The sequence below is a fragment of the Chryseobacterium oleae genome, from assembly GCF_900115055.1.
GTDB lineage: Bacteria > Bacteroidota > Bacteroidia > Flavobacteriales > Weeksellaceae > Chryseobacterium > Chryseobacterium oleae.
Genome location: NZ_FOVD01000001.1, coordinates 282258 through 305079, shown reverse-complemented (window position 1 = coordinate 305079; position 22822 = coordinate 282258). Strand labels below are relative to the sequence as shown.

The 22822-nt window shown below is 39.1% G+C and carries 17 protein-coding genes; 9 read left to right on the top strand and 8 right to left on the bottom strand.

Translation table 11 applies throughout. The features are described 5' to 3' along the window. Positions 1–36: 36 nt before the first annotated feature. The 5 genes from BM143_RS01395 to BM143_RS01375 form a co-directional block, all read right to left on the bottom strand. Complete coding sequence (locus BM143_RS01395; protein ID WP_090022155.1) at positions 37–786, bottom strand: LytR/AlgR family response regulator transcription factor; 750 nt, start codon at positions 784–786, stop codon at positions 37–39. A 3-nt stretch (positions 787–789) separates the two neighbouring features. Next, positions 790–1839, bottom strand: a complete 1050-nt coding sequence (locus tag BM143_RS01390; protein WP_090022153.1) for a sensor histidine kinase — start codon at positions 1837–1839, stop codon at positions 790–792. A gap of 275 nt (positions 1840–2114) precedes the next feature. After that, the gene (locus BM143_RS01385; RefSeq protein WP_090023856.1) at positions 2115–3320 is read right to left on the bottom strand and encodes an MFS transporter; all 1206 of its coding nucleotides are present in this window, start codon (positions 3318–3320) and stop codon (positions 2115–2117) included. A 93-nt stretch (positions 3321–3413) separates the two neighbouring features. Then, positions 3414–4328, bottom strand: a complete 915-nt coding sequence (locus BM143_RS01380) for a helix-turn-helix domain-containing protein (RefSeq protein WP_090023855.1) — start codon at positions 4326–4328, stop codon at positions 3414–3416. A 976-nt stretch (positions 4329–5304) separates the two neighbouring features. Next, on the bottom strand, positions 5305–5820 hold the full coding sequence (locus tag BM143_RS01375) for a hypothetical protein (RefSeq protein ID WP_090022150.1): 516 nt from the start codon (positions 5818–5820) through the stop codon (positions 5305–5307). Positions 5821–5937: 117 nt separating this feature from the next. Here BM143_RS01375 and BM143_RS01370 point away from each other — a divergent pair, with 117 nt between their 5' ends. Next, positions 5938–7392, top strand: a complete 1455-nt coding sequence (locus BM143_RS01370; protein WP_090022147.1) for an aminotransferase-like domain-containing protein — start codon at positions 5938–5940, stop codon at positions 7390–7392. A 42-nt stretch (positions 7393–7434) separates the two neighbouring features. On the opposite strand, the gene BM143_RS01365 is transcribed toward BM143_RS01370, so the two are convergent. Continuing rightward, the gene (locus BM143_RS01365; RefSeq protein ID WP_090022145.1) at positions 7435–8916 is read right to left on the bottom strand and encodes a M1 family aminopeptidase; all 1482 of its coding nucleotides are present in this window, start codon (positions 8914–8916) and stop codon (positions 7435–7437) included. Positions 8917–9119: 203 nt separating this feature from the next. Here BM143_RS01365 and BM143_RS01360 point away from each other — a divergent pair, with 203 nt between their 5' ends. The 8 genes from BM143_RS01360 to BM143_RS01325 all read left to right on the top strand — a co-directional run bounded on the left by BM143_RS01360 (position 9120) and on the right by BM143_RS01325 (position 19583). Further along, positions 9120–9479 carry a hypothetical protein gene (locus BM143_RS01360; protein ID WP_072922442.1) on the top strand — a complete coding sequence of 120 codons (360 nt, stop codon included), beginning with the start codon at positions 9120–9122 and terminating at the stop codon, positions 9477–9479. A 70-nt stretch (positions 9480–9549) separates the two neighbouring features. Then, positions 9550–10251: an ABC transporter ATP-binding protein gene (locus BM143_RS01355; protein ID WP_034725169.1), complete on the top strand. Its 702-nt coding sequence runs from the start codon at positions 9550–9552 to the stop codon at positions 10249–10251. Positions 10252–10260: 9 nt separating this feature from the next. Beyond that, positions 10261–12735 (top strand): TonB-dependent receptor, encoded by a 2475-nt coding sequence (locus BM143_RS01350; protein ID WP_090022142.1) that lies wholly within the window; start codon positions 10261–10263, stop codon positions 12733–12735. Between the two features lie 11 nt (positions 12736–12746). Then, a complete protein-coding gene (locus BM143_RS01345; RefSeq protein ID WP_090022139.1) occupies positions 12747–14195 on the top strand; it encodes a DUF3526 domain-containing protein in 1449 nt (482 codons plus the stop codon). 2 nt (positions 14196–14197) lie between these two features. After that, on the top strand, positions 14198–15547 hold the full coding sequence (locus tag BM143_RS01340) for a DUF3526 domain-containing protein (RefSeq protein WP_090022137.1): 1350 nt from the start codon (positions 14198–14200) through the stop codon (positions 15545–15547). 312 nt (positions 15548–15859) lie between these two features. Then, positions 15860–16036, top strand: coding sequence for a histone H1 (locus BM143_RS01335; protein WP_034725175.1), 177 nt, complete (start codon positions 15860–15862; stop codon positions 16034–16036). Positions 16037–16294: 258 nt separating this feature from the next. Then, positions 16295–17866: a M28 family peptidase gene (locus BM143_RS01330; protein WP_090022135.1), complete on the top strand. Its 1572-nt coding sequence runs from the start codon at positions 16295–16297 to the stop codon at positions 17864–17866. A gap of 289 nt (positions 17867–18155) precedes the next feature. Further along, on the top strand, positions 18156–19583 hold the full coding sequence (locus tag BM143_RS01325) for a hypothetical protein (RefSeq protein WP_090022132.1): 1428 nt from the start codon (positions 18156–18158) through the stop codon (positions 19581–19583). Between the two features lie 105 nt (positions 19584–19688). Here the strand turns inward: BM143_RS01325 and BM143_RS01320 are convergent, their stop codons facing one another. Continuing rightward, positions 19689–20324, bottom strand: a complete 636-nt coding sequence (locus BM143_RS01320; protein ID WP_167375216.1) for an HAD family hydrolase — start codon at positions 20322–20324, stop codon at positions 19689–19691. Positions 20325–20375: 51 nt separating this feature from the next. After that, complete coding sequence (locus tag BM143_RS01315; protein WP_090022127.1) at positions 20376–22499, bottom strand: Tex family protein; 2124 nt, start codon at positions 22497–22499, stop codon at positions 20376–20378. Positions 22500–22822: the final 323 nt, after the last annotated feature.

The window sequence follows — 22822 nt, the reverse complement described above, 5'->3', positions numbered from 1 at the left end:
ATTGTTAGATTTTTATATAGTTGGTTATTAATTGATTTATCGGATGGGATCAATGGGTCCCGGCTCTTCTCTGCCTTTATTGGTCAGTACTTTGTCCATCATCTGGGCCATAAAAGTATCGCGGTAGGTTTGCCCGATCGGGATCTGGTTTTTCGTAAATTCGAGCTGTACGGTATTTCCCTGAATCATGATGATAAACGGAACAGCGATGATAAAAGATTTATGGATCCGTTTGAAACGGTCTGTAGGCAGTTTTTCTTCCAGGCCTCCGATATTCAGAAGGGCCATGATCTGTTCGCCATCTTTGGTATGAAAACATACATACTTCCCTTTTCCTTCAATATAGATGATATCGTTAATTTTGATTTTCAGGAGTTTCCCTTTGTACTCAGTTTTAACAAGGATAAAATCTTCTGTTTCCGTTTTAGGGGCCGAAGTTGTTTCCTGTGCCCGCTGTACAGCCATAAGAAACCTTGGGAAAAAGATGGGTTTCAGCAGATAATCCACTACATGATGATCAAATCCGTCGAGGGCATATTCTCTGAAAGCGGTGGTAAGAATCACTTTATAACGGTCGTTCAATACTTTAAGCAATTCGATTCCCGACATTCCGGGCATTTGGATATCCAGAAAAATAAGGTCAACTTCCGTGCTGTTCAGCAGCTGTAATGCTTCCGCAGGATTGGTGGCGGTACCTACAAGTTTCAGAAACGGAGTCTGCTCAATATGCAGTGTCAGCAGTTCTATGGCGTGAGCCTCATCGTCTACAACAATACAGTTCATCATAATTTATAGATTAATGATAATTTCGTTTAAATAATAATTCTCATCTTCCTTGATGGTAAAAGAATGCTTGATTCCATACATCAGTTGCAGTCGCTGCTGCACATTGTTCAGGCCGATTCCCTTGGAAGGTTCTTTGGGACCTGTTTTCTTTTTATTGCTCACGAGAAAGCAGATTTTACTTTTTGTAGCAATGAGTTCAATGGATACCTGGTTTTTCTCATCGTTCAGATCGCCGTGTTTAAAGGCATTTTCCACAAGGGTAACAAAAGCCAGAACAGGTATGGAGGCATCGCTCTCCTGAACATCTTCATAGTATTTAATCTTCAGGTTATGGCTGAAACGGATTTGGTTCATCTCAATTACTTTTTTCATATGCTCCACTTCCAGCGCCAGAGGAACCGTTCCTAATTCTCCCCAGTCATCAAGGGCATAGCTCATAATTTCAGAAAGAAGATGCACGGCATGAGCGGCTTCCGGACTGCTTCTAAGGGTTTTTGTATAAATAAAACTCAGTGAATTAAACAGAAAATGAGGATTGATCTGGTATTTGATCGCCGCAAGCTCTGCCCTGAGTTTTTCCTTCTCCAGTTCCTCTTTATGCTTCCGCATTTCATTAGAGGTAATTAATGTCGCCACGAAATAAGAGATGAGTATAATAAAGCAGTCCAGAACAGCAGCACTGATAAGAAATACTTTGGGTGAAATATAGTTGTTGCTCGCAGGATCTGTTTTTGATATTGTAAAATTCCAGACATATTCATAAGCGGTAAGGGCTACAAAAAGGAGCGTACACTGCAGAATAAATCTTTTCCAGTTTCTGTTCCTGATGAATGGAATGATCAGATGATAGATCAGGATATAATAAACAATAGTTCCCTTAATAATGGTATGAATAAAATTGACATACAGCTGAGTTCCGACTCCAAACTGCTTCATCGTGGTCTCAAGTCCCTGAAGTCTGACGAGAAAGAAAAATACCGCGATATTCCATGCTGTGTACAACATGAGAATGACCAGAATCTGTTTCCATTGCTTTTTGACCGTCTCTAACATTTAATTCCCTGCTTTTATTTAATGGTTTGGTTTTGTTGCTTTTGTGATTAAATATTTTTCTATAAATAATACTTAATCACTTATTAAAATTACAACAATTCTCTTTTTGACACTGCAATATTAGTTCTTATCATAGCAATGCTAAAATATATTCCATCAATAGCTTTATTGGCGGCATCAACAATGGGATTGTAGCTACTTTATAGATTTAATGAAGAAATCACTGGAATGAACTCAGGTGTTGAGCAATAATAAAGACATAAAAAAAGCAGAGATCAACTCTCTGCCTGTTCTTTTTTAACCGCCTGATGCATGACGAGAATAATTCCCAAAAGCACAATGGCAATCGCCAGATAACGCCAGGCCAGGCCATCCTGCTCCGTAACGTTTCCACTGACAGATATAATAAAGCTTGTAATAGACGTGATCACATATACCAAACCACCCATCAGCCCACCTGCTGTTCCTGCATTTTTAGGGAAGTACAGCATACTCGTTGTGAAAAACGAAGTAAACAGAATTCCGGAACAGATGTGAATAAAAAACGCGAATGGAACCATGATATACAGACTTTCTGCGTAGAAGCTCGTGGCGATCAGTCCGGCAATTAAAATAAGCTGAAAAATAATAGGCTGAAGAATTCTTGCTTTAAAGTCAAGTTTAAGTCTTCGTTTTCCTATAAATCCTCCGATCATCCATGAAAACCCTAAGATCAGTGTACAATATCCTATAACTACAGGAGTAAAGTGAAAGGTGTTCTCAATAATAAAAGGTCCCGTCAAATTGAAAAGCATAACAATAGAATAACTTAGTCCTAAAATAATGATCCCCAACATAAAAATCCTGTTTTTCAACATCATTTTGTACAGACTGATGTTCTCGGAAAGATTGAGCTTCTTTTTCTCCGGTAAGCTTTCTCCACTGAAAAACCACTCAAACAGAAACAGTGCACCTGCATAAAAAGCCAGGAAATAAAAATTCGCATGCCAGTTAAACAGTTTTTCAAGATATCCACCCAGAAAAGGAGCCAGAATAGGCCCGCACGACCATACAATCGTGAAATAGCTCAGATAATGCTTGACTTTTTCCGAGTCGTAAAGGTCTACAAAAATAGCACGGGTAGCCACAACCAGTACGGAAACCGCAGCTCCCTGAAGGATACGCAACAGGCAGATCAACAGAATACTGTCCGTCATGGTAATCAAAAGACTGCTGATAATCAATAGAAAAAGGGCGATCAGCTTAGGACGGTAACGCCCGATGCTGTCCAAAATTCCTCCGACAAAGAGCTGGGAGATCCCGTAACTCAACAGGTAAGACGTTAAAGTAATCTGAATATCCTTTTCGGAAACCTGCAGTTCTTTGGCCATCGAGGGAAATGAAGGCAAATAAATATCCGTGACAAACCCTGAAAGCGGGATCGACACAAAGGCCATAATGGTGATTAATCTGATTCTTTTTTCAGATGCTTCTTTCAACAACATATTCGTTCGTTATTTTACTATGCAAAAGTAGACTAAGAAATGAGCGTTTCAATTTAAAAAGACAAAGTAAAAATTACAAAAATCAAATATTTAGTAAGTGTTCTTAAATTTCAACGGAGAAACCTCAGCATGTTTTTTAAAGAAGTTATTAAAATGGGAAGGCTGATCAAATCCCAGCGTGTATCCAATCTCAGCTATATCCCAGTTGGTATATTTCAATAAGTTTTTGGATTCTTCAAAGACCCTTTCTTTAATGATTTGTGTGGTGGTCAATTGTGTCACCGATTTTACCGATGAATTCAAATGATTGACATGTACATTAAGGTGTTCTGCAAAGTCCGAAGCCGTTTTCAAAGCCAAAGGATAAGCGGGGGAATCCAATGGGAATTGTTTGTTCAAAAGCTCATCAAATAAGCGGTACAGGCGGATATTCGCAGGAAGTTCATTGGGATTGATATCATCTACACGGATCTCCAGAGCGAGATGCATCAGAGAAGCCAGATGACTTTTAATACTGCCGCACCGGAAAGGATATGCCGAATTATTAAGTTTGTACATCTGCTGAAAATAAAGAGTTGCCAGCTCAGTCTGTTCGTCCGTTAAAAAAATAATAGGCTTACTCCATTCTTTAAACAATGAAGTCTTTTTAAACAGATTGAATTCAGAATTTTCATTAAAAAACTTCTGATTGAACAGGCAAAAATAGCCCTCCTGAAGATCTCCGTCGCATTCCCAGGAGTACGGAATATTTGGTGAAGGGAAAAAGAGAGCGGGGCGGTCAATATACAGCTCATGTGATCCATATTGAAAAGTCCCTTTTCCCAGAATAAAACTCACCTTATAATAATCACGGCGGTTGTATGGACTTTTAAAGCTGCAGTATTTCCGCATGGAGACATTGAAATGCGACTTTCCGGTTTCAAAATCATCGGAATCGAACATCTTCATCTGATTCTTTCTGAGGCGTCTGTAATAATCTTCAATGGTTTCCAGCTGATCACTCATGATTTTATAAATTATAAAAATCAAAGATACGTAAACTCTACTGAATCCGAATTCATTTTCTGTGATGTTATGATTATTGACAAAATAGTTTTTCTCAATTTCCTTTGATGAGGAATTGAATAAAACCACAAAAGTCATAAAAGTTTTTTAAACACTTAAGTTTATTTAAAGTTTAAAATTCTAATGCACAGAAGTTTACTAAAGCTTTGTGAAAAATCAAAGATTTTTATAATGACAGGTAGAAAATATGCTCAAACATTTTTGCAAATTTGTGCAATCTGTGGTTGAAAAAATAAAACCATAAAGTCACAAAATCATTTTTGACTTATTTGATCCGCGAGAGATTAAAAAAATTGAACCATTAAGCTTCTTTAAGTTTTTAAGAATATTAAGTTTGAGCTTTGCTTTAAGGAAACGGCTTATAAAAAATCATTTGATTTTTCCTTAACTTTCCTTATCATCTTATTGATCTTAATGTTTAAAAAAATGCTGAATCAAATCTGTATGATCTGATTAATCCGCGAGAATTAAAAAAATAAAACCACAAAAGTCACAAAAGTTTTTAAAACACTTAAGTTTATTTAAAGTTTAAAATTCTATTGAACAGAAGTTCACTAAAGCTTTGTGAAAAATCAAAGACTTTTATAATGACAGGTAGAAAATATGCTCAAACATCTGTGCAAATTTGTGCAATCTGTGGTTAAAAAAACACAAAGCCACAAAATCATTTTTGATTTATTTGATCCGCGAGAGATTAAAAAATTGAACCATTAAGGTGTTTTAAGTTTTTAAGAATATTAAGTTTGAGCTTTCCTTATCATCTTATTGATCTTAATGTTTAAAAAAATGCTGAATCAAATCTGCATGATCTGATTAATCAGCGAGAGATTAAAAAATAAAACCACAAAAAACTTTTGCCTCTTTTGTGGTTAAAAAAATAATAGTGTCAAAATATTTTGAAAAGCAGAAAAATGATCTAACCTCTGCTGATTTCGAATTTTAACAGGTGAGAAGGAAGCTTAAAAGGCCCCGCCACAGCATCCTCCACAACAGAGAACCCTGATTCTTTTAAAAACGGCAAAAGCGGATCATGCGTCATCATATTGATCCAGATGATATCCGTGAAACTGGCGGCTGATCTGCTTTTTTTCCAAAGTGATTCTCTGATTTCCGGTGAATCAAAATCCGGGAGAATCACAAGACTGATTTCTGTTGCTTTTTTCTCTTCCGGAAGGGAAGGATGACTCAATCCGCTTCTGATAATACTGTAACCTGCAGGTTTATCATCCGCATAGGTAATAATCAACTGGTTAGACAGATCATTCAGGTCATTGATCATTTTTCTGGGATCAATATCGTTTGCAATATATTTTTTGATATCTTCCTCAGGAATCAGTCCTTTGTGCAGGGCATAAACTGAAGAATCGATAATGGTTATAAGATCAGAAATTCCCTCCTCAGAACCCACTGTAAATTTTGAAATTATATTCATGAATCTTTTTTATTCAAAATTAGAGGATTATTGGATTCGAAAGGGATACAGTTTTCATTAATTTAATCGGTACAGTTGTTTATTTTGTAAATTTGTTCAGTACAGTTTAATGAAATAATGATGCGGTCCTATAAATACGAAATTTTCACATCCGTTATTGAAGAGCAGATCAGGAATAGGATTTTGCTGAAAGGAGAACGCCTGCCTTCTGTAAGGGAGATAAAAAGCAGATATCAACTAAGCACAAGCTCAGTTCAAAGTGGTTTTGAATACCTGATGATGAAAGGATTAATAGAAAGCAGTCCACGTTCAGGCTATTTTGTGTCCACTATTGATGAAAACCATATTTCGCAAGTAAGGACAGATCTGATGCCTGTTGTAAGAGATGCCGTATTTGCAAAAAATGTGATGCTTACTTCTGCCAGAAACAAACCTTCTGAATCCAGCTCTTTCCATACGGCAGCGCCGGGAGATCTTTTAATTCCACAAAAACTGATCCTCAGAACCATGCAGGAAGTGATCCGCGAAAAAGGTGCTGCATTGTTACGTTATTATCCTTCAAACGGGTTGTACGAATTAAGAAAACAGATTTCCATACAGATGGCAGGTCACGGATGTGTATTTAATCCTGATGAACTGATTATTACAGACGGGGCACTGCAGGCACTGACCATTGCTTTAAGAGCGGTAACCGATCCCGGAGATATTGTAGCTGTCGAAAGTCCGTGTGTGTTTTCAGTTTTGGAGGCTGTGGCGAATCTGGGACTAAAAATAATCGAGATTCCTGTGCATTACGAAAACGGTTTTGATACAGACTATTTCAGGGAAGTTTGTAATTCGAATACAATAAAAGCCGTGGTCGTTACACCCAATTTTCACAATCCGACAGGTATCGTCATGAGTGATGATGCTAAAAAAGAACTTTTGTCTGTCGCATCTCTCTATCAGACTCCGGTTATTGAAAATGACATCTATGGTGATCTTTACTTTGGTAATAAAAGACCACGCTCCATCAAAAGCTTTGATGATTCAGGACTGGTGATGACCTATTCTTCGTTTTCAAAAACACTGGCGCCGGGCATTCGTTTGGGTTGGTTGCATACCGGACGTTTCTATGCCCGCTCGGAAAGGGCAAGATTTGTCCTGGGAAGATCAGTTTCTCCCATTTATCAGGAATTGATGCTGAAACTTCTTCAGGGAATCGGTTATGAACGGCACCTGCGGTCATTCCGCAAACAGCTGAACAGGCAGGCTATTGAGCTGTTGAATGCTTTACGAGATTATTTTCCCAAAGATTCCTATTTTCATAGTCCTGAAGGAGGATACAGTATCTGGGGAAAGCTACCGGAAGGAACTGATATGAAGAAATTCTTTGATTATTGTGATAAAAACAGAATCCTGTTCACGCCCGGAAATACATTTTCATTAACTGATGAATACAGTCATCATTTCCGGATCGTTTTTGCAGACCGGATCACAGCTGAAAGTCTGGCATTGCTTGAAAATGCGGGTAAAAAAGCAAAAGAGCTGCTTGAAGAAAGGAAGCAGGAAGATGGGAGCGGGAAGTACTGAAAATCGGTAAGTAAACCCATCTCTGTCTTTTGGCTTGCCTCGTTATAAAATGTACTTCACTTCTTTATTTTTATCGGTCTGAAGCTGTGGAATGTCATCTGTTGTTTTAAACTGAAAACCATCGATCCATTTTTCATTGGTCAGATCAATGTCTTCACCGCTCAGGATGTGTTTCTGGAAAAAGTAAGACAGGTCTTTATCCAGATACTTTTGGACAAGATCAAGAAACAGCTCGTCTGTAAACTTCAGCTTTTTCTCTGTACAGGTTTTTAAAAGTTCCTGCATCAGGTCGTCCAGAGATTTTTTATGACCGCTTTTGATCATGATCTGATTATCCAGCCAGAACGCGAAGATAGAGCCTCTTCGGTACGGAACTTTTTCTACGTTCCGGCTTTTCCAGAATTCATCTTTTATTTTGTAATTCGGGATGTTGCGTTGTGGGTTTTTCCAATGGCTTTTAATCACCTCTTCATTGAAAAGTTTCAGCCATTCTACGGATGAAATATCTTTGATTCTAAGCCTGTTTTTATAGGTGTAATAATCTGTAAAACCTTCACTGAACCAGTAATTGAGTTCTTCATGCTGGTTTTTGATCCTGTTTCCAATCCAGTCATGCATCAGCTCGTGGTGAAGAAGGTAGAGATAAGAATTTTTATTGTTAAACGGATTGTTGGTTCCCTGGATCATAAAAGCATTTTTTATAGCTGATCCGTTGGTACTGTAGCCTTTAAATAAGCTGTCTTTTTGAGAAACGGTCGAGCTCATGATCACGGTAAAATAATCCTGATCGTGATCTTTCCAGAAATCCCGCTGCGACTGTACCGCTTTTTTAAGGTTGGAAAAAAGGAAGTCATCGGAGAATCCGTTATTCCACTCATCTCTTACCGCAAAATAGACGGGTTTATCGTGAATTTTAAAATCATAGATCCGGTAATCTCCGCCTACAAAAAGGGAATGATAAAAGCCTTCCCAAAGCACTGTTTTGATCTTTTGTTTTTTAATCTGGCTTGCAAAAGTATTGTGTATTTTGAAATCTGCCGGAAAACCGATCCATTCAATCGAGAATTCGAATTCATGGTCATCCGGCATTTCGGTGAATGTTTTGGGAACAATGAATAAATTTTTGCCCATAACGTGGAAAAAATGATCCTTCACTTTGGGGCGATTGAAAATGCGGTGGTTCGGATCTTTGAAATCCTGTTTGATATGATACACAAAAGAAACTTTTCTGCTGTTTTTGTGCCGGACTTTTATTTCATCATTGTCCGGCTTTGTTTCGAAACTGATACCGGGATTGTCTTCTTTCAAAATAATTACACTTTTAAACAGGTCTTTTTCACCCCAGTTTTCATTACGGTAGTAGAACTCTGTCGTTTCCGAAGATTTTTTCTGAGTATAATCTACTTTGATTTTTAAGCCATTCTGCTCAAGATTTTCATCATAATACACTTTATAGCTGATCTTATTCTGTGAAAAGATATAGGATGAGATGAAAAGTAATATAAAAAGTAGCGGTCTGATCATATTTCAGGATGATTAAAAGTGTTTCTAAGAATAGGACAATCCAAATATATTATTTCTTACATCAAGTGCCATTTTTTGGGGCGAGAAAGAGATTAATCAGTTTTATTGCTGTAAAAATTTTGAAATTGATTCCGGTAAAACCCTATGTTAAGTAAATATTTTTTAATTTCGCAACATTCAAGTTCAATCAGCAAATCTATCCATTGAGAGTCACAAGGCATTTTAAAAACTTTCTGACGGCAATTTTTATTGCTGTGTATGCCTTTGCTGTTTCTCCGGCGGAATATCTCCACCATCATTTTCTTCACAGTCAGAATGCCGGAAATTCTTTTCAGCAGACAAAAGGGGAGAATGGAAAAATTTTCAAAAAGGCCTTTTCATCATGTGATACCAAGTGCCCCATCTGTCACCATAAATTGTTGGGTGAAGGTGGAATCGGAAAGATTTACACGGCTGTTTTTTCTGTATCAAAAATCACGGGAAAGATCTTCTCTTCTCCCGAATTTCTATTTTCTTACACTCTTTTTTCTCTTTCAGACAGAGGCCCACCGGCTGTATTATAATTTTTAAATATCCCATGCCTGCTTCTGCGGGCTGAACTTTTTTAATTATTTAATTACATAATACATTTTCATGTCAATATTACAAGCGATTGAGCTTAGTAAGCAGTACAATAATGTCACTGCGCTAAGCGGACTCAATATATCCGTACAAAAAGGAGAAATTTTCTGTCTGCTCGGACAAAACGGAGCCGGTAAAACCACAACGATCAATATATTCTTAGGCTTCTTAAAAGCAAGTTCCGGACAGGCTCTCATTAAAGGAGTTCCGGTGGAAGTTAATGGAGAAACGACCAAAAAGTTCACGGCCTATATTCCGGAAGTGGTGCAGCTGTATCCCAATCTTACAGGAATTGAAAACTTAGATTTTTTCAGTCAGATGGCCGGTTTCAGGTATTCCAAAGAAGAACTGGGAATGTTGCTGGAAAACACAAGCCTTCAGAAAGAGGCCCATCACAAAAAACTGGCTGCCTATTCCAAAGGGATGCGTCAGAAAGTAGCTATTGCTATTGCTGTTGCGAAAAGTGCAGACCTCATCTTAATGGACGAACCCACTTCAGGACTTGACCCGAAAGCCACCGCAGAATTCACCAGAATCTGTAAAGAACTTGCTGCCAAAGGGAAAACCATCATTATGGCTACCCACGATATTTTCAATGCAGTGAACGTGGGAACGCGGATTGGTATTATGAAAGAAGGAAGACTGGTTCACACCCTTGATGCCAAATCTGTTACAGCAGACGAGTTGCAGAAGATTTATCTGGAAACCATTTAAGAACCGGGAATGAAATATTTGTATATCACAGCAGCACTGGCCGCCGCCAGTGTGAAGGTCTGTGCGCAGGAAACATTGTCCGGAGAAGTGATTGGCGAACATCGTCAGAGGCTTAAAAATGCCAGAATCATTATTAAAAACAACGAAAACAGATATGAAACGACATCCGGTGACGGAAATTTCAGCATACCGGATGTCAGAAAAGGAACTTATGAAATCAGTGTCAATGCTGAATCCTATGATGCCTATACTGAACAGATTGAAGCAGACAGCACATTTTTAACTAAAAAACTGGTCATTCATCTGTATAAGGTCGGAACGATTCAGGAAGTGGAAATTTTAGGAAGAGCTGCTAAAAAATACCAAAGTGATTATTCTTTCTCGGCTACTAAAATTGGGGTTCAGAACAAAGACATTCCCTTTTCCATTTCTACGGTGAGTAAGGAGCTGATCAAAGACCGGCAGGCTTTTCAATTGGGTGATGCTGTAAAAATGGCTAGCAGTGTAACGCCTGTGAGTTATTATAATCAGTTCAGCATACGCGGAATTGCGCAGAATGAAGAAGGTACGATCATCAATGGAATGCGGACCCGGCAGTATTATTTTATGCAGCCGATTACGACCAACCTTGAAAAGATAGAAGTTATAAAAGGCCCTGCAAGTGCCGTTCTTTCCAGTGTGGATCCGGGAGGAAGTATTGTTTTGGTGACTAAAAAACCTTTGAAAACCCCAAGCCGGGAAGTGACCATGAGCGCAGGAAGTTTTAGCGCCATAAGAAGTTCTCTAGATTTTACAGGACCACTGAACAAGGAGAAAACACTCTTGTACAGGTTGAATGCAGGCTATGCACAAGCGCAGAGTTTCAGGGATATTCAGTCTCAGAAAAGTCTTCTGGTGTCTCCTTCCATTTCCTATATCCCGAATGACAGGACGGCGATCAACGTAGAAATGATCTACAGCGACCTGAATGGGAAAATAGACAGAGGACAGCCTATTTTCGGAGCGGTAGACGGAATGACGGATCTTCGGAGTACTCCCATAAGCTTTAATCTTGGTGCCATTAATGATTATTTTAAATCAAAGGAGTTGATCATCATGTCCAATTTTACCCACCGGATTACCGATAAGATCAGCATCAATGCATCGTATATGAAGCAAACCTGGAAAGAGGACCTTCAGGAACACAGAACAACGAATGCTTTTGCTGTAGATGCGAATAACAAGCCTATTCCAACGCTGGCGGGCATGCAGATGGTTCAGAGAAACCAGTTCTGGAATACGGATAATTTTAATGCTTACCTTGTATTTAACATGAAATCTGGACCTATTGAGCATAAAATTCTGGCAGGCTATGATTTGATCAGCACCCATAAATACAAAGGCGGAGCACAAAACACGGCAAGAGGATATCTTCTGACCAATGGGAAAACAGCTTCTTCCTATAATCCGCAGAACGCAGCTGACTACCAGATGGTGACCGTTAACGGGATTACGATGCCTAAACCGAATGTGGAGCATTTCAATCTGGCCAATCCTGTTTACAGTATCAAAAATCCGGAGGAGTATGTATTTTCAAAGGCTGCACTGCCGCCTGCTTTGATACGTTCTCATGGAATTTATATTCAGGATCAGATGAAATGGAACCGCTTCAATCTGTTTCTAAGCCTCAGACAGGAGTGGTTTCAGGATATTACCCGTTATAAAGAGAATAATGAAATCGTGGTCAAAGACAGCAAACTGATTCCGAGAATCGGTCTAACCTATAATGTGAATGAAAAGATCAATGTCTATGCTTCTTATATCGAAGGATTCCAGCCACAGTCGAATACAGCTTCACTGGCTCCGGTGGTTATTCCGGAAGGCAGAGCTTTTGAACCTTTGAAAAGCCAGTCCAAAGAGGTTGGGATGAAGGCAGATTTCTTTAATAAAAAAATTCATGTTGATGTTGCTTTCTACGAAATCCGTCAGCAGAATATCCTTTTGAATGCTAATGACCCTGCAGAGCCGGACCGTCTCGTAACCAGAGGACAGGAACGCAGCCGAGGTTTTGAGATGGACGTTATCGGGAATATATCGCAGGCATGGCAGGTATTTGCTTCTTACGGGTACAATGATGCGAGAATTATTGACGATATTAATCCTGCATTAATCGGTGCGAGAAAGCAAAATACTCCGTTCCACAGTGCGAATATCTGGCAGAAATACAGCTTTGGTGAAACCTCTTTTCTGAAGGACATTGCCGTAGGATTAGGCGTTCAGTACAGTGGAAATAAAGTTCCGATGTACAACCGCTCCTTCCTGGTTCCCGGATATACAATCTTTGACGCCGCAGTTTATTACAGCCCTAAACAAGGGCCTGTGAGCATTTCACTCAATATCAATAACCTTTTCAACACAACGTACTGGCTGGGCGCGCAGAATTATCTCCGTCTGTTTCCTGGAGCTCCAAGAAACGCAGTGCTCACAGCAGTTTATAAATTTTAAATCTTAAGATTATGAGAATACATATAATCCGTCTGATTTCCATACAGCTTTGGAAACAGTCATTACAGAATAAGGCGGTCATTGTTCTTCTGATGATCCTGAGTCTCCTGTTTGTATTTGCCGCCTACACGGGATGGCAGGACTACAAAGTGCAGGAAGACACCAGGGTAAAACATCAGGTGGATGTTCGTCATCAATGGGAAAACAAACCGGATAAACATCCCCACAGAATGGCGCATTACGGCTATCTGATCTTCAGGGCAAGATATCCTTTAAGCTTTTTTGATTATGGTTTGGAACGGTATATGGGAAATTCAGTATTTCTGGAGGCCCATAAGCAGAATACCGTTAATTTTTCCGAAGCCGGATTTTCATCGGGAATGCTGCGTTTCGGAGAAGTAAGTACGGCTATGATCCTGCAAACCCTGATTCCCCTGTTTATATTTTTCCTGGGATTCAGCTGTATTTCGGCCGAACGGGAAAATAATACGCTGAAAGTACTGATCAGTCAGGGCGTACGGTGGAAAGAACTGCTGGCCGGAAAAATATTGGGATTGCTTTGTCTGGTAGGACTGGTTTTTGTTCCGGTAATGCTTCTGTCTGCGGTCATGTGGTTTTCTCTGACAGGTTTTAAAGGAACGGTTGATGAATTTCTTCGTCTGTTCTGGATCGCGGGAGCTTATCTGATCTACTTTTTTATCGTATGCAGCGTTTGCGTAATGGTTTCTGCAGTAAGCAAAACTTCAAGATCTTCTTTGGTTAAACTGATCGGTTTATGGCTGCTGTTTATCGTCATTATTCCAAGAACGGCACAGGCTTTCGGAGCTTATCTGCATCCGGCGCCCTCCAAGATAGATTTTGATACCAAAGTGGAAAACGAACTGGTGAAAACCGGAGACAGCCACAATCCGAATGACAGTTACTACAAAGGCATAAAAGATTCCCTTCTGCAGGCTCATCACGTGAAAACGGTGGAAGAACTGCCTTTTAACTACAGTGGCTATATCATGGCGGAAGGAGAAAAGATCAGCTCAGGAATTTATAACAGGCAATGGCAGAAGCAGCTTGATATTTATGAAAATCAGAACAGCATTAACCGTTCCCTGGCTTTTGTGAATCCTTTTCAGGCAGTTAAAGATTTGTCTACAGCACTTACGGGTTCAGATTTTAATTCCTATATCTATTATCAGGAGCAGGTGGAAGCGTACAGATACCAACTTGCGCAACTGATGAACAAACTGCAGATGGAAAACATCAGCAATAAAAAGCAGCAGGAAAATGATAAACCGTACACCATCAGCAAAGATCACTGGAAAGAACTTCCTGATTTTCAGTACAGGTTTATAGGTCAGAGGGCTTTGTTTCAGAATGAGATAGCTTCTGTACTTTCCCTGCTGGTATGGGCATTGGGCCTTCTTTTTATCCTTCATTTTATGTCTAAAACAATAAAAATAAATTAATCATGTATCTTTTATTATTTAAGAACTTCATCCGTTCCCAGTCTGCTTATCTGGGAATGCTGTTCCTGCTGTTGTCAGGACTGGTCAGTATTTTTGTGGGAAGGCAGTTTATAGAGAAGCAGAAAGCCAATATTGAGCATACGGCTATCTATCAGAAAGAACATATTGAAAGGTACACAGGATATATAGAAAAAGACCTTGGACTTCTATTATATTATCTGAAATTTGGATTGGTCAATACTACAGACAATCTGAATGGGCTGTCAATAGGGCAGAGAGATGTCAATCCTTCCATACAGAGCTTAACGATAAGAAACCTGGAAGGGCAGAAGTATGATACGGATCTTCAGAATCCTGTAAGCCTGCTACTGGGCAGTCTGGATCTGGGCTTTGTGATTATTTTCCTGTTTCCGCTGGTCATTATTTCCTATTGTTATAATCTTCTGTCTGAAGAAAAAGAGGAAAGCACCTGGATTCTGCTGTCCGTACAATCTCAAACACCTTTCAGGATTTTATTTAAAAAATTCATGGTGCGTTTTGCTGCAATTACCGGAGTTTTACTGTTTCTGATTATCCTCGCGATCCCCATTCTGGATTTGAGGATTAATGGGGCATTGGCTGGTTTTGTTCTGGTCTCACTGTTTTATATTATCGTTTGGTTTGCGTTAAGTTTCTGGGTTGTTTCCTGGAATAAAAGCTCCAGAGCAGGGGCTGCAGGGCTTCTGTGCTTCTGGATCGTGCTTACAATTATTCTTCCTGCCATTCTCAATCATTTTATTTTAAGCCAATATCCTTTACCGGAAGCATTGGATACGGCCATTGAGCAAAGGGAAGCGTATCACGAAAAATGGGATACCGATCAGAAACCGACCATAGACAAGTTTTACAAACATTATCCGCAGTTCAAATCCTATGGTTATCCGAAGGAAAGCTTCAACTGGCTTTGGTATTATGCGATGCAGCAGATGGGAGATGATGAGTCTAAAAGTCAGTCTGATCAGTTAAAGGCAAAACTTTGGAAAAGAGAGAAAATGAGCCGTACCCTTTCGTATTTTGTTCCCGGAATTCATATGCAGTTTCAGCTGAGTGATCTTACAGGCTCAGGATTGGCTGATCAGCTGAGGTTTACACAGGCCGCCGAACATTTCCACGAAGGGAAAAGACTTTTGTTTTATCCTAAAATCTTTGCAAATGAACCTACGGGAAGTATCAACTGGAAACAATTTCAATTGGAATATTACAATGAACGAAGCAAAATCAACTGGTTAGCGATGCTGGGACCGCTATTGCTGTTCAGTCTGCTGTTTTATTATCTGGGAAGTGTCAATTTCAGGAAGCAGACGGTTTTATAAGGTTTGGTTGCTTAAAAAGATTTTATTTTACGAGTCTAAACAACATTCAGCTGCAATGAAGGATATATGACAGTCATAGAATTTTGGAATAAGAATAAATGTACAAATGGAAAGGGGGAGATAATACCCGGATAATCCTTTTACAGGGTCAGCAGACCTAATAAAAGCCCTGATTTTTTAGCATAAACGTAAAAAATGAGACTTCAGTAGAGGAAAAGAAGAAAAAAGTGACATTTTCGACCAAAATTTTTTAGTCGAAGCTAGGCTGGAATGACCATAAAACCTATATTTGCACCCTAAATTTTAAAAATAATGAAAGAACTAATTGAAAAAATCAACGCTGAATTCGAAGCGTTTGCAGGTGAGGCTAACCAACAAGCAGAAAAAGGAAACAAAGCTGCAGGTACAAGAGCTCGTAAATCAGCTTTAGAACTTAGCAAATTGTTCAAAGAATTCAGAAAAGTTTCTGTAGAAGAAGCTAAAAAATAATTCGTTCCCAAACCGGCTCACTGAGCCGGTTTTTTTATGCCCTTATTCATCAGGTTATCATGGGGTTATTAAACGTATTATTTTCTCCCCTAACCTTTAGATCCGATCCGTTTCATACTTTAATAATGCGTTTTAGATCAAATATACAGACCGTCCTGTTGAAGATGGTCTTTTCTTATCCCAATCACCACATCATCCCATCAAATTCCCTTCGTCATTCCCGTAAATTCCTTTATCTTTAAGCATTCAATATATGTTATGAAGATAAATAAATTTTTTGCTGTACCGGCAGTTGTGCTGGCTGCCCAGTTTTCATGGGCTCAGGTGAAGGTAGATCCGAAAGAAAAACTTGATCCTATCGTAAAAAGCTTTGTAGATGAAATTAATACCGGTTCTCAGCTGGAAAACATGGCTTATGAGCTTTTGGACGGTATCGGTCCACGACTTGTAGGAACTCCTGAAATGCTTGCTGCCAATGAATGGTCTGCGGCTAAACTCCGTTCATGGGGAATAGAATCCAACCTTCAGCAGTTCGGAACATGGAAAGGATGGCAGCGTGGGATTACGCATGTAGATATGACCTATCCACGTGTGAAATCATTAGCGGCAACACAGCTTGCCTGGAGTCCGGCAACGAAAAAAGCCGTTGAAGCTGAGGTTGTAGTACTTCCAAAGGTTTCTTCCAAAGCTGAATTTGATGCGTGGCTACCTTCCGTAAAAGGAAAAATCGTGCTTATGGCACAATACCAGAAAATCGGACGTTCTGATGAGCAGATTAAAGAATTTGCCACTCCGGAACTTTACGAAAAACTGAAAGCAGAAAAAGAACAGGCCGGAAAAGACTTCCGTGACTATGTGAAAAATATTGGGTATGATAACAATACGCTTCCGGAAGCTTTGGAAAAAGCAGGAGCAGAAGGAATTGCTATTTCCAACTGGACCGGAATTATGGGAGCAAACAGGATTTTCGGAGCTAAAACTTCAAAGATTCCAATGATCGACATTGATGTGGAAGATTATGGAATGCTTTACAGAATGGCTGAAAAAGGACCAAAACCTAAGATTAAGATAGAAGCTCAGTCTAAAATCCTTCCTGATGCGAAAAATTTCAACACCATCGGGATGATCAAAGGAAAAGAAAAGCCTGAGGAATATGTGATCCTTTCTGCCCACCTTGATTCGTGGGACGGAGCACAGGGAGCGACAGACAACGGAACAGGTACACTTACGATGCTTGAAACCATGAGAATCCTGAAAAAATATTACCCGAACAATAAAAGAACCATCGTTATCGGACTTTGGGGAAGTGAAGAGCAGGGATTGAACGGTTCCAGAGGTTTTGTGGCAGATAATCCACAGATCATGAAAGGAACACAGGCGGTATTCAACCAGGATAACGGAACAGGACGTGTGATCAATATCAGCGGTCAGGGATTCGCAGATTCTTACAGCTATATCGGAAAATGGCTGGGCGGAGTTCCTAAAACCGTGAGAGATCACATTAAAACAGATTTCCCGGGAATGCCCGGCGGTGGAGGTTCTGATCATGCATCATTCGTGGCAGCAGGAGTACCAGGATTTTCTCTAAGCTCTCTGAACTGGGGATATTTCGGATACACATGGCACACAACAAAAGATACGTATGACAAGATCGTTTTCGATGAGGTGAAAAACAATGTGGTTTTAACAGCTGCATTGGCTTATATGGCATCAGAAGACCCTGAATTTACCAGCAGAGAAAGAAGAGTAATGCCTCAGGACGATAAAGGCGAAACGGTAAAATGGCCGGAAGCTAAGGAGCCAAGGAGAGATTCTAAGGAGTATAAATAGAGACATAAGATGTCAGATTTCAGACATCAGATTTCAGACTTTATTCTGGAAATATTTAAAGGCTGTACAGATTACTGTGCAGCCTTTGTTTTTTTGGATAGAAATGGTTTCTTATTTCGTGAATTTTATTTCCCTTAAAGATGTAGGTTTCTGTTTTTTTTCCTGATCATTCAAAATAACGATAATAGTTTAATAAAACACGTCAACTTCTGTCGCTTTCAGCTCTTACTTTTGCTTCAATAGAATTCCTGCAGGAGACTATTATTAACCAAAATTAATCCTTACAATTATGAGCAACACACTAGGTTTATTGGAAACAAATGATTTTCCAACTTCAGGTATTACACCTACAGGAATTGTCACACTAATTGACAGCCGAACAAAAGAATTAGTCAACTTTGAAAAAGTCACAACAGGATCTCCCACCGTGGACGGCGTTATGTATCTGGAAAAAAACGGATTTAAATACGCAAGAGTACACAACGGAGTTATTAATCCGGAATGGTTTGGTCCCGGAAAAACACATGTCGAGCTTCAGGCGGCAATTAATGCAGCAAACATCAATGATACGATTCTAATAAGAGGAAAGTACAGGTGTTCGGAGCAGATCACCATTACTAAATGTGCCATAATGCTTTTAGGCCAGAATTATATCAATGGAAATGATGATGGAAAGAATGAAGGATCAAGAATTATTTTCAATGATTTTACTGATCAGACCGTAGATTCATGTATCAAAGCTGCTGTGAGTTTATGTATTAAGAATCTGGTTATTTTCGGGAATGAGCTCCCTGGAAAAACAGGGGTAAAATTAGACGGAAATGGTTTGGCATCTATCACATTAGACTCTGCCGTAGTACAGAATTTTGAAGTAGGAGTTAAAGTCAGAAAAGGGTATTACAATAGATTTGTTAATTCCTACATTGGATACTGTTCTACATGTCTGGTGTTGGAAAACTGTTATAATGCGACTGCTTCTTCACTTTCAATAAGAGCAGGATATGGAGGAAGTACAGCTTTAACGAATATTGGGATTCTCTTACTGGATGGCACTAATTTAAATTTGTTTGGCGGAAGTGTAGAAAGTTTTTCCGATGCCGGAATTATTCTTTCTTCATCCAGAATTTCATGCATGGGAATTTATTTTGAAGGAGAAAAAGCAGACGATCAGGCTTCCTGTATTAAAGTTCTGGATAATAATTGCAGAGTGATGGCGGCTAATTGTCATACGTATTTGAAAATCGGTCATTCAAGTTCATTTGTACGTATTCCGTCTACAGTAACGTCGGCTCATGTATATTCAAAAAATAATCAATTTGAGTATACCGATGGATGGTATACTTCAGTTTATAAATTTGAAGCCACAAATTTTGAAGGCTACACCATTGATATCTCGGGAGATAATTATAAAAATGATGTTATAGCCGGATCGTCCTATATCTCGATTACGCCTTCCTTACTTAAAAAAGGAAAAGGAATGATACAGATTACCTATCCTACAGGACATGAACTGGCCGGTACTCATCTTTCTAATCTGAACACGGTTTCTCCATACCAGTATAATGCAGTGACGGGAGCTCAGAATGGTATGATCACAACTTTCGCCAATTCGGGATATCCCGGTGACGATGGTGCCTCATTGTATGGAACTATTGGATATACGCCTTATACAGCTGTTTATGACAATGGCGCGTGGAAAAAAATTCCGAAGCTTTAATTTCAGTCCAATAAGATGAAGATTTAAAATTAACAATCATTTTTAAATAAAATAAGCCGGGACAATATTCAAATTGTCCCGGCTTTGTAATTTTTTTATCTGTATTTAAATATGCATCAATAGATCCGAAAATTGGGAGACAGAAGGCTTATAATCATCCGTATTCAGCTTTCCAAAGCCATATTCACAGAAAATAAACGGCAGATTATTAGAGGTAGCAGAATCATAATCGGTCTGCGTATCACCAATATAAACTGAGTTTTCAATGCTTAAGTTATTTCTTTCCATAAGCAGTTGAATATTCTCTGATTTTGGTTTTTTAGTCCGGCCGTGGGATTCAATATCTGCAAACAGATCGTTGAATTGATAATGTTCTAAAAACGATTCGATATATCCGTCCTGGCAGTTGCTGACAATAAAAAGGCTGTGGTTTTTTGCTAAATTCTTTAAGGTTTCTGCAACTCCTTCATAAAGAATGCCGCCTTCAACGCGCAACACCTTATTTTCAATGCTTACGATTTCAGATAATACTTCATAAACCTTTTGATCTGAAACACCGGGAATGATCGCTTTTAAAATGTTATCAGCCAATAATCCCATATACTGATTCATATCCTCAGGTTTAAGGTCCTTTTGAATCAATTGATATTTATTTAAAACCTCATTCCATATTTTGATGATCGTAGCTCTGGGGTCCCAAATCGTTCCGTCTAAATCGAAAATTAAATTTGTATAGCTCAAAATGCAGTGTTATTGTGTTTGATTAATAGTGTTGAACAGATTTCAGCATCATTATAAAATCATGCTTAACTGAACTCTTTTTCTGGCTTCATCTACTTCTGTTACTTTTACGCGGACGTGCTGGTGAAGTTTTACCACTTCGTTCACATCAGATACAAAGCCTTCTTTCAGCTGAGAAATATGAACCAGCCCACTTTCCTTGATTCCCATGTCTACAAAACATCCGAAAGCCGTAATATTATTGACAATTCCGGGAAGAATCATTCCTGGTTTTAAATCTCTGATGCTTTTTACATTAGGGTCAAATTCAAATACTTTGGCTGCTTTTCTTGGATCTAATCCAGGTTTTTCCAGCTCTTTTAAAATATCTTTGATCCCTAAAATTCCTATGTCTTCCGTAACATAATTCTCAGGTTTTACCAAAGCTGTCTTTTCTTTGCTGGCAATCAGTTCATTGGTTTTAATACCTAAATCTTTTGCCATTTTTTCTACGATTCCATAAGCTTCCGGATGCACAGCCGAATTATCAAGCGGGTTTTTCGCATTCGTAATTCTTACAAAAGCTGCAGCCTGTTGATAAGCCTTTTCTCCAAGTCTAGGAACTTTTTTAAGTTGTTTTCTGTCTTCAAAAGCGCCGTTTTCCATCCGGTAATTAACGATATTCTCGGCCATTTTCTCACCGATTCCCGAAACGTAGCTTAATAAAGATTTACTGGCCGTATTTAAATTGATTCCAACAGAATTCACACATTTCATCACTGTTGAATCAAGTTCGTTTTTCAATTGAGTCTGGTCCACATCATGCTGATACTGGCCCACACCGATCGATTTAGCATCAATTTTTACCAGCTCAGCCAACGGATCGGCCAATCTCCTTCCGATAGACACCGCACCACGAACCGTGACATCATAAGATGGAAACTCATCCCTCGCAATTTTACTTGCAGAATACACCGATGCTCCAGCTTCAGAGACTACAAAAACCTGCAACGGCTTATCAAAAGCAATTTTCTTGATAAAAAACTCAGTTTCCCGGCTAGCGGTTCCGTTTCCTATAGAGATCGCTTCAATATTGTAGGCGTTCACCATGGAACGGATCTTTTTCATCGCCATTCCACTTTCGTTCTGAGGCGCATGAGGGTAGAGGGTTTCATTATGCAATAAGTCACCTTTTTCATCAATGCAGACCACTTTACATCCGCTTTTGTATCCGGGATCAATCGCCAGAATTCTTTTTTCGCCCAAAGGTGGTGCAAGAAGCAGCTGGCTCAGGTTTTCAGAGAATATTTCAATGGCTTTTTTATCCGCTTTTTCTTTGGCTTCCTGTAGCGCTTCGTTGGAAATAGCAGGTTCCAGAAGACGTTTGTAACTGTCTTTAATAGCCAGAGCGATCTGGTCTGAACTTTCATTATTGGATTTAATGATGGCTTTTTCTATAAAATCAACCGCTTCATCCTTATCAATGCCGATATTCACCTTTACGAAACCTTCAGATTCAGCTCTGAGCATGGCCAGAAGTCTGTGAGAAGGGGTTCTGTTGAGACTTTCTTCCCATTCGAAATATTGAGAGAATTTTTGTGCGTCTTCTTCATCCTTTTTGGCTTTGACCGCTTTCGAAGTGATCAATGCTTTACGCTGAAACAGGCGGCGAAGATTTTTACGGACATACATATTTTCATTGATCCATTCCGCCATGATATCTCTTGCGCCCTGAAGTGCTTCTTCCTCGGAAGGAACTTCATTGTTAAGATATTTCGAAGCCAAAAACTGCAGATCACTGCTTTTCTGACTCATAATGATCTTGGCTAAAGGCTCCAGTCCTTTTTCTTTGGCTGTATCCGCTTTTGTTTTTCTTCGTTTTTTGAAGGGCAGATATAAATCTTCCAGCTCAAGCAGATCAAAGCTTTCTTCAATTCTCTGTTTCAGTTCAGGAGTCAATGCATTCTGTTCTTCAATGGATTTCAAAATACTTTCCTTCCGCTTCACAATTTCTTCAAACTGTTTGCTGATTTTTGAGATCTGTTCGATCTGAACTTCATCCAGATTTCCGGTCTTATCCTTTCTGTAACGGGAAATGAATGGAATGGTGCAGTCTTCTGCGAGTAATTGTAGGGTATTGTTGATGCTCTTTTCTGGTATATGGAGCTGTTGTTGTATAAATGTTACGGTCGTCATTATCTTAGTTTCGGAAGGCTAAAATAAGGCTTTAGAATGAAAAAAAGGCGAGTTGCCCCGCCTTAAATGTTTTCACAACGGAATAATCCTTATTGTGAATTACTTTCTAAATTTATTAGACAAATATAGAAGAAAAAAAAATAATCCAATTATGGAAATCCGTAATTCGAATATTTTTTTTATTTCTAACTTTATGTTATTTCAAGGCAGAAATAATTAAATAAAAGAGACTATCCAATGCTGGATAGTCTCCGAAAGTAATTCACAACTAACTCTGTACAGCCTAAATTAGAAATCTTATACATGGCTAGCTTACATTGATA